We start from the raw sequence: 6,804 nt of genomic DNA on the forward strand, positions 1-6,804 counted from the left end.
GCCTCAGAGGTAGCGGGGGACGCGCTGGCGGTAGCGCGCGTAGGCCTCGCCGAGGCGGGCGGAGAGGTAGCGCTCCTCCTGGAGCACCAGCCCGTGGAACAGCCCCCCCAGCACCGCGCACGCCCCGAGCGTCACCAGCGACGGAGCCCAGAGCGAGGCGCCCACGAGGTACAGGTAGGAGAAGACGTAGATGGGGTTGCGCGAGTAGCGGTGGAGTCCTCTCTCGTGCAGCACGGGCGGGGCCTCCCCCGCGTCCACGCCGATGCGGAACGCCGCGCCCATGCCGTACTGCGCCGCCAGCATGCCCACCAGCCCGGGCACGCCCAGCGCCCAGCCCACCTCCGGCGGAAGGGCCAGCAGGGGCCGGCCCCAGGGCAGCTCGGACCAGCGCGGCCAGAGCGCCGCCGCCACCACCGAGCCAGCCCACACCAGCGAGGCGCCGCTGATGCGCCGCGTGAGGCGCGTGTGGGCGGAGTCGGCTCCGGTGCTCCGGTAGGCCAGCGGGCTGCGGCCGAAGCGCAGGCGGTAGACGAGGCTGGAGCCCAGGTGCCCCAGCAGCAGGTGCAGCGAGATGAAGCCCAGGTAGAGCGCGGGCGCGTCGCGAAGCCCCTTCATGGTCCCACCACCTCCGCCGCAAGCCCGAAGCCCGAGGACGCCCAGCCCGCGAGCTGCTCGGTGAAGCCGCGCAGCTCGCCCCGGGTCCACAGTCCCTCGAACGTCGCCGTGTTGATGTTGAGCGTGCCGCCAAAGCCCAGGCCCGTCGCGCCCCAGGTGGCCGTGTGGCTGCGCATGGAGTGGATGCGGAAGGGCGCGTCCACGAAGTGCTTGTCGAGCCGCCCCAGGTAGGTCGCCACCAGCGTGTTGGTGCGGGGCTCGGCCACCAGCCCGGGGCGCGCGTTGCGCCGCAGCACGGGCCCCGGGGCGAGCCGCGCCACCGCCATGCACTCCAGCGCCGTCGTCCAGTGCACGCCCTCGTCGAGCACGCGCCGCAGCGCCTCGCGCACCAGCGCCGCCAGGGCGGGCGCGTCCTCCAGCCGGGCGCGGACCTCCCGCAGGGGAAGCTCCAGCGGCACCGTCGAGCAGCCGTTGCCCAGCATCCGCCCCAGCTCCAGCATGCGCCGCAGGTCCACCGGCACCCGCAGGCGGATGAGCCCGTCCTTCGTGGGCTCGCGCAGCGCGACGCCCGCCAGCAGCGCGGCGAAGAAGACCTCCGAGGCCTGGACGTCCGTGCGGCCAGCCGGGAGTGTCAGGCGCGCCGTCGCCATCAACGAGCGGCCCGCGGTGTCTCCACTGCGGCGCAGGCCCAGGCCCCGCTGCGCGAGGAGCCGGCGGCGGGGGCTCGCGAGGCCCAGCACCCGGCCCGGCCCGCGCAGCGCCGCGAGCAGCACCTTGCCATCCGTCAGCGTCGAGGGGCCCAGCGGGGGCGACTCCGGCGCGCGCCCCGCGCAGTGCAGCCAGAGCCGCTCCAGCAGGTGGGCGAGCGCCTTGGCGTCCCCAATCGCGTGGTGGAGCTGGATGGCGAGCAGCCACGGGCCCGGCGCGCCATCGGCCAGGGGGTGGAGGTGCAGCCGCAGCGGCACGTCCCTCGCGAGGTCCACCCGGGTGTTGATGACCCGCGTCACCGCCTCGGGCTCGTCCAGCGGCTCGGCGCCTTCCAGCAGGGCCGCGTCCACCGCCTCGTCCGTGCGCGGCGCGGGCACCCACGCACCGCGCGCGTCGTCCCAGGCCACGTTGAGGCGCTCGCTCTCGCGCACCAGGGCGCGCAAGGCCCCGCGCAGCCGCGCCACGTCGGGCCGCGCGTCGATGCGCAGCAGCACCGTGGCCCAGATGGTGGCCACCTCGCCGTCCAGCCGCGCGAGGAGCGTGTCTACGAAGTTCGCGCGCATCGCTCCACCCATCCGCTCCACAGGGCCCGGGCCGCCTCGCCGTCCAGCCGCGCCCGCCCCACCGCCTCGCGCGCCCGCTCCGGCGCCGGCAGGTGCTGGAAGACGATGTCGCCGGGCGCGTCCAGGCGCGGGCGGAGGCCCGTCGGCAGGTAGCCCGCCGCGAGGAGCACGGGCGTGGCCTCGGCCACCCGCTGGGGCTCGCCCATGGACAGGTGGACGAGGTCCACGCGCGCCCGCGAGGACGGGAGCGCCGTGGCCCCCTGGCCTTCCCCGGCAGGCCCCACCAGCTCCCGCCGTTCGAGCCGCAGGGACTCGTTCCAGTCGAGCGGGCGCGGCACGAGGCCCCCGGCGCGAGGGCGGCGCTCCAGCGGCGTCAGCTCCACCGTCCCCGGCAGGCCCGAGGCCGCGAGGATGGACGCGAGCCACTCCCCCCACGGCCCCGCGGGCAGGAAGCGCCGGCGCGGAGGCAGCGGCGCGAGCACCGTCGTCATCGCCAGCGCCTGCATCGGCAGGCCCGAGCCCTCCACCCCCACCAGAGTCTCCCCCTCGGTGTAGTCGACGATGAGGCCCACCGGCACGGCCCGCATGAAGCGCGACGCGTAGCGCTGCGCCATGAGGTGCAGCGTGGACGTCTGCTGGTGCAGGAATCCCACGCGCGCCTTGAGCAGCTCCAGGAGGTGGCTCCACAGCCGCTCGTGCTCGGAGCGGTCCATGGCGGTGCGCCGGCCAGGCAGGGCCATGGAGAGCCCCGAGTCCAGGGAGTCCCGCCCCGGCTTGCACCACAGCCCCGTGTGCCAGAGGAGCGTGCCCTGGGCGTCGAACTCCCCCAGGCTGAGCAGCGCGCCGGCCCTCCAGAGCCGCGAGGCCCCTCCAGGCTCATGGAGGAAGCGGTAGGAGTAGCTCCCGGCGTAGCGCGCGTGGAGCAGCTCGCGCAGCGCGGGCTCATCGGGCTCCGCCAGCCAGCGGGTGTGCTCGCTGGGCTGGGCGGCGCGAAGGCCGTCAAAAGGGGTGGCGGCGCGTTCCCGGCACATGGAGTGGTAGCAATGCACCAACAGGGCCAGCCGGGAAGCCCCCTCCTTCCGAGGGGATGGGCCCGGCCGCCGCCCCGCGCCCCCACCGGGTGTGCAGCCCGCTACAGGGGGTGGAGTGCTCGGCTGCACTGGCGGCAAGCGCCTGCCCGGCCGTGCATCCCCGGCGCCCTCAGTGGGGCCCGGCGTCACGCGAGGGCGCGGAGAGCGTACGCACCACCACGGAACGGCACTCCTTGCAGACGACGCCCGCGCGCTCCCAGTGCACCTGCCCGCCCCCTACGAAGACACCCTGTTACGGCCTACGTGGTGAACGCTCGGTAGAACAGCGTCAGCTCGTGCTCCAGGCCCTCCTCGAGTCGCTTGAACACCTTGCCAATGGGATTGCAGTAGGTGTCGGCACCGAGCTGGATGACGAGGGGGAAACCCGCTGCACGCGCCATGGGCGTCCTGGCCGCAAGGCGCCACTGGCCCTTGGCATGCCGGACGAAGACCTCGCCCACATAGCAGCCGAAGCTGAATAGCGTCTCGGCGACTTCCTGGGCGCTGACGCTGTCCTGCCGCAGCCCCTCAATGACCTCGTCCAGCTTCGCCAGGCTCTCCACGGAGTAGTCCAGGGTGATGCCTTCGATGTTCTGGACCGCGGAGACGCAGAGCTGGGCGTGGTCCGGCGCGGCCTCGGGGGTGGCGGGGTACTTCAGTCGCAGTTGCATCGTCCGGGTGCTCCTGTGGCTCGGCGCGGGGGGGTATACCTCGTGCCTCGGGGCATTTCGAGCGGGGTGCTCCACACTCAGGTGAGCAGCCCTCGCGCCACCAGGGACTCCTTGAGCCGCCGGGCCAACTCGACATGCGCGGGGTTGTCGGCCGAGGGCGGCTCTCGCATGAGGGAGATGAGCACGCCCTCGTCCAGCGTCTCCGGCTCCACGCCCGGGGGCAGGGCCAGTCTCGCCGCGGGATTGGCCAGATAGGTCAGCCAGCCCACCGACCACTCCTCGCTCTCGGGATCGACCTTTTCCACGAACTCCTGGTCGGCCACCAGCCCCCGCTGGGGCTTCCAACTCTCCACCGTCACGCCCATCAGCCGCTTCACCAGCTTGAGGTCGAACAGCTCCGAGGCATGGGCTACGCGCTGGTCGAGCACCACGGAGTTGCTCAACCAGGGGGAGCTGACGCCCGCTGTGATCCGGAGCTGGATCCTTCCCTCCTCCAGGGGCTTGTCATTGGAGTAGACCATCAGGAAGCCGCCCTCGCACTCGGACTCGGGGGAGAGGCCGCCGTCTGGCAGGAGGTGGGTATAGAGGGAGTCCTTGTCCCGGCCCAGGCGGTGGATGGCGTCCTCCAGGTTGCTCAAGCCCGGCCGCAGCTCGACCCGGGATTTCGCCGTGCCTCCCCAGGCCACCAGCTCGTGGAACATTGGGTGCAGCTTCTGCAGTTCGAGCAGGTAGTGCCGGGTGGCGGCAATGTAGTGACGCAGCGTCAGCCGCCGGTTCATCCAATAAGCACCCAGAAATTGACTTGCCATGCGCCAACGCCCTCACGGTTTGGGGGTGTGAATGACTTTGATACCCTTGAGATTGCTTTCCTTGAAGATCGAGCGCACCAGATCGGCACTGCCTTTGTCGGAGACGTGCCACTCGATGGGCACTCCCTTGGCGGCCTGGACTTGCTTCCTGGCATCCGAGAGGACGGATTGGGTGGAGAAGTCCTTGTCCGGAATGGGCCACTTGTTCCAATCCTTGGCATCGATCAGCTTTCCGTCCTTGTAGCCGTCGAAGAGGACCTTGCCGCTCTTGGTATTGGCGGGAACTGAGTATTCGGTGCCCCGCTCGATTCCGGTGACCTGCTCCTGATAGGCGACGCCCTTGCCCCGCTTAGGCGATTTGGCCCACTGGCCCGGTCCTCCGTCGCTGTCTCCGTGCTTGGGGGTGCGCAGCTTCTTCTGGTGCGGGTGTTCGGGGAGCTTGTCGGGGGGCGGGGTGGCTTTCTGGTCCCGGACGTTGGGGGACGAGTGGCCCGCTGTGCTCGTGGCTCCGCTCTGCGGGGAGATGTGCTTGCCGGGGAGCATCTTCTCCACTTGCTCCCGGATCCACTTGTTCACCTGCTGCTTCATCGCGTCCAGACGGCTGTAGGCCTTCTGGACCGCGGTCTTGATCGTCTGGAGGCTCTTCTTGACGTCGTTGAGCTGCTTTTCCTCCAGGACCCACTTCACGAGCTGCTTGTTGGTGTACTCCTCCGCCTTCTGGATGAGTTCCTGGATGGTATCGAGGCACGCCTTGATCTTGCTGGTGGCCGTGGCCATCCAGCCCTCGAACTTGGAGGGAAACTCCTTGAGCCACTGGTGCGCGTTGCCCTTGCCAAAGTGATTGAGGACCTTGACCAGCATTCCCCACAGCTTCTGGAGCTGTTCGGGGGAGAGGTCCCCCGCCTTCTTTCCCGCGTCCGTGAGGAAGACGATGAGGGCCTTGAGCACGCCCTTGATGACGGACCCGAGCTCGGGAATGCAGCCCAGCGCGATGATGAAGACGTTGAGCCACAGCCACAGCTCGTAGTCGAGCCCGAGTACGTCCTCATGCGCATCCTGGTGCTTCGAGTCCTCCATGTAGTATTCGATGATGTCCTTCAACCCCGCGATGATGTCTCTCAGGTCGAGCGCCTGATCCACGACGGGGATGAGCCCGAGCACGGTGTTGACTGCGATTTGGCTCAGGGAGGGGTCTTTGTTGAAGTCTCCCTGCAGGGTGCCCCAGATCCAATCGAGGATTTCATCGAAGATGCCGCGGACCGGCTCCGCTTGTGGCTGGGCGGAGGGCTTCTTGAGGGGCGTGTAGGTGGCGGGGTCCTTGTGGAAGTAGAACTGGAACGACGTGACATGGGATTGCACGCCGGTGATGTGGGCCTTCCCGTTGGCGTCGAGCGTCCCCTGGTGCAGGCGTTTTCCCGTATGGGAGAGGACCACGTATTGGGCGCCGGCAACGGGGGTGCCGTCCACATGCCGGTACTGCAGATCGATGTGCCGGAGAGGGCAGGATTGGATCGCTGACTTGACCGAGTTCGTCGAGGTGTTCGCCTCCTCGACCTTCCCCCCAGCGGCCGCGTAGTCCTTCAGCCATTGCTCGCGCAGGGGGGCGTCCGCGCTCGAACCGGGGTTCAGGGCTTTTCCCCCCGTTTTCGCCATGAGCTTCTCGTTGGCGATTCGAGCCGCCCGGGCATTGATGGGAAGCTTGGCCCGTTTCACGTGCGGGTGACCTCCTCACCTCCAAACACGAGGTGATCGTGGAGCAGGTCCATCTTGGCGGTGCCGGAGAGCTCCTCGCGCCGCAGGATCTCCGCGGCCCAGGGCAGCCGCGGGTCACTGGAGAAGAGGGGAGAGAGGACCAGCATGCACTCGATGTAGAGCCGGACGTCGTCCTCCTGGGTGATGCTGAACGCCGTTGCCTCCGCGACCCCCCGTTGAACCATCGCTTCCAAGGCGGGGCCCTGCAGCCCGTGCGCCTCTATTTCCGAGGGAAAGTCCTCGCGCAAGTGGAGCACCGTCCGGTTGATGAAGGATTGCTCAACCGTGTCGGCCAATGCCTTTAATTGCTCCTTCGCGATTCGGAACATGACGGGGGTCCCCCCTGACTTCGAGATACCGATTCCGGGGAGAGCCTGTAGCACGAATGGCAAGGCGCGCAGGCAAGGAAGTGGGCAGACAGGTGCCGGAGTGTGGGTAGAGGAACGAGGGGTGGGGGCCGCGCTTGGTTCGGACCGGGAAAGGTGTCAGGGCTCTGGGTGGCGCTTGGAAGGGGCGTCGTGATGCGGCAACTGGACCCGAGTCGCTTTCAACATCAAGACACTGCTCAGAAGCCGCGCCTCGAATCCCCCGAGCAGCCAGGGGCTCCACGGAAGCC

7 protein-coding genes are annotated in these 6,804 nt (G+C 69.4%); all 7 read right to left on the reverse strand.

Annotated elements, in window-relative coordinates:
* Positions 1-3: 3 nt before the first annotated feature.
* The 7 genes from BO221_RS45150 to BO221_RS45180 all read right to left on the reverse strand — a co-directional run bounded on the left by BO221_RS45150 (position 4) and on the right by BO221_RS45180 (position 6,517).
* On the reverse strand, positions 4-615 hold the full coding sequence (locus BO221_RS45150; protein WP_073567132.1) for an isoprenylcysteine carboxylmethyltransferase family protein: 612 nt from the start codon (positions 613-615) through the stop codon (positions 4-6).
* Positions 612-1,886 (reverse strand): hypothetical protein, encoded by a 1,275-nt coding sequence (locus BO221_RS57510; RefSeq protein ID WP_073567133.1) that lies wholly within the window; start codon positions 1,884-1,886, stop codon positions 612-614. Before BO221_RS57510 ends, BO221_RS45150 begins: the two co-directional genes overlap by 4 nt.
* Positions 1,868-2,917 (reverse strand): hypothetical protein, encoded by a 1,050-nt coding sequence (locus tag BO221_RS45160; RefSeq protein ID WP_143196057.1) that lies wholly within the window; start codon positions 2,915-2,917, stop codon positions 1,868-1,870. Before BO221_RS45160 ends, BO221_RS57510 begins: the two co-directional genes overlap by 19 nt.
* A 299-nt stretch (positions 2,918-3,216) precedes the next feature.
* The gene (locus BO221_RS45165; RefSeq protein WP_073567135.1) at positions 3,217-3,627 is read right to left on the reverse strand and encodes a hypothetical protein; all 411 of its coding nucleotides are present in this window, start codon (positions 3,625-3,627) and stop codon (positions 3,217-3,219) included.
* A 77-nt stretch (positions 3,628-3,704) separates the two neighbouring features.
* Complete coding sequence (locus tag BO221_RS45170) at positions 3,705-4,436, reverse strand: Imm52 family immunity protein (RefSeq protein WP_083682451.1); 732 nt, start codon at positions 4,434-4,436, stop codon at positions 3,705-3,707.
* A gap of 12 nt (positions 4,437-4,448) precedes the next feature.
* A complete protein-coding gene (locus BO221_RS45175) occupies positions 4,449-6,149 on the reverse strand; it encodes a Tox-REase-5 domain-containing protein (protein WP_073567137.1) in 1,701 nt (566 codons plus the stop codon).
* Positions 6,146-6,517: a hypothetical protein gene (locus tag BO221_RS45180; RefSeq protein WP_073567138.1), complete on the reverse strand. Its 372-nt coding sequence runs from the start codon at positions 6,515-6,517 to the stop codon at positions 6,146-6,148. The genes BO221_RS45175 and BO221_RS45180 overlap by 4 nt, the downstream gene beginning before the upstream one ends.
* Positions 6,518-6,804: the final 287 nt, after the last annotated feature.

Source organism: Archangium sp. Cb G35, from assembly GCF_001896145.1.
Lineage (GTDB): Bacteria > Myxococcota > Myxococcia > Myxococcales > Myxococcaceae > Archangium > Archangium violaceum.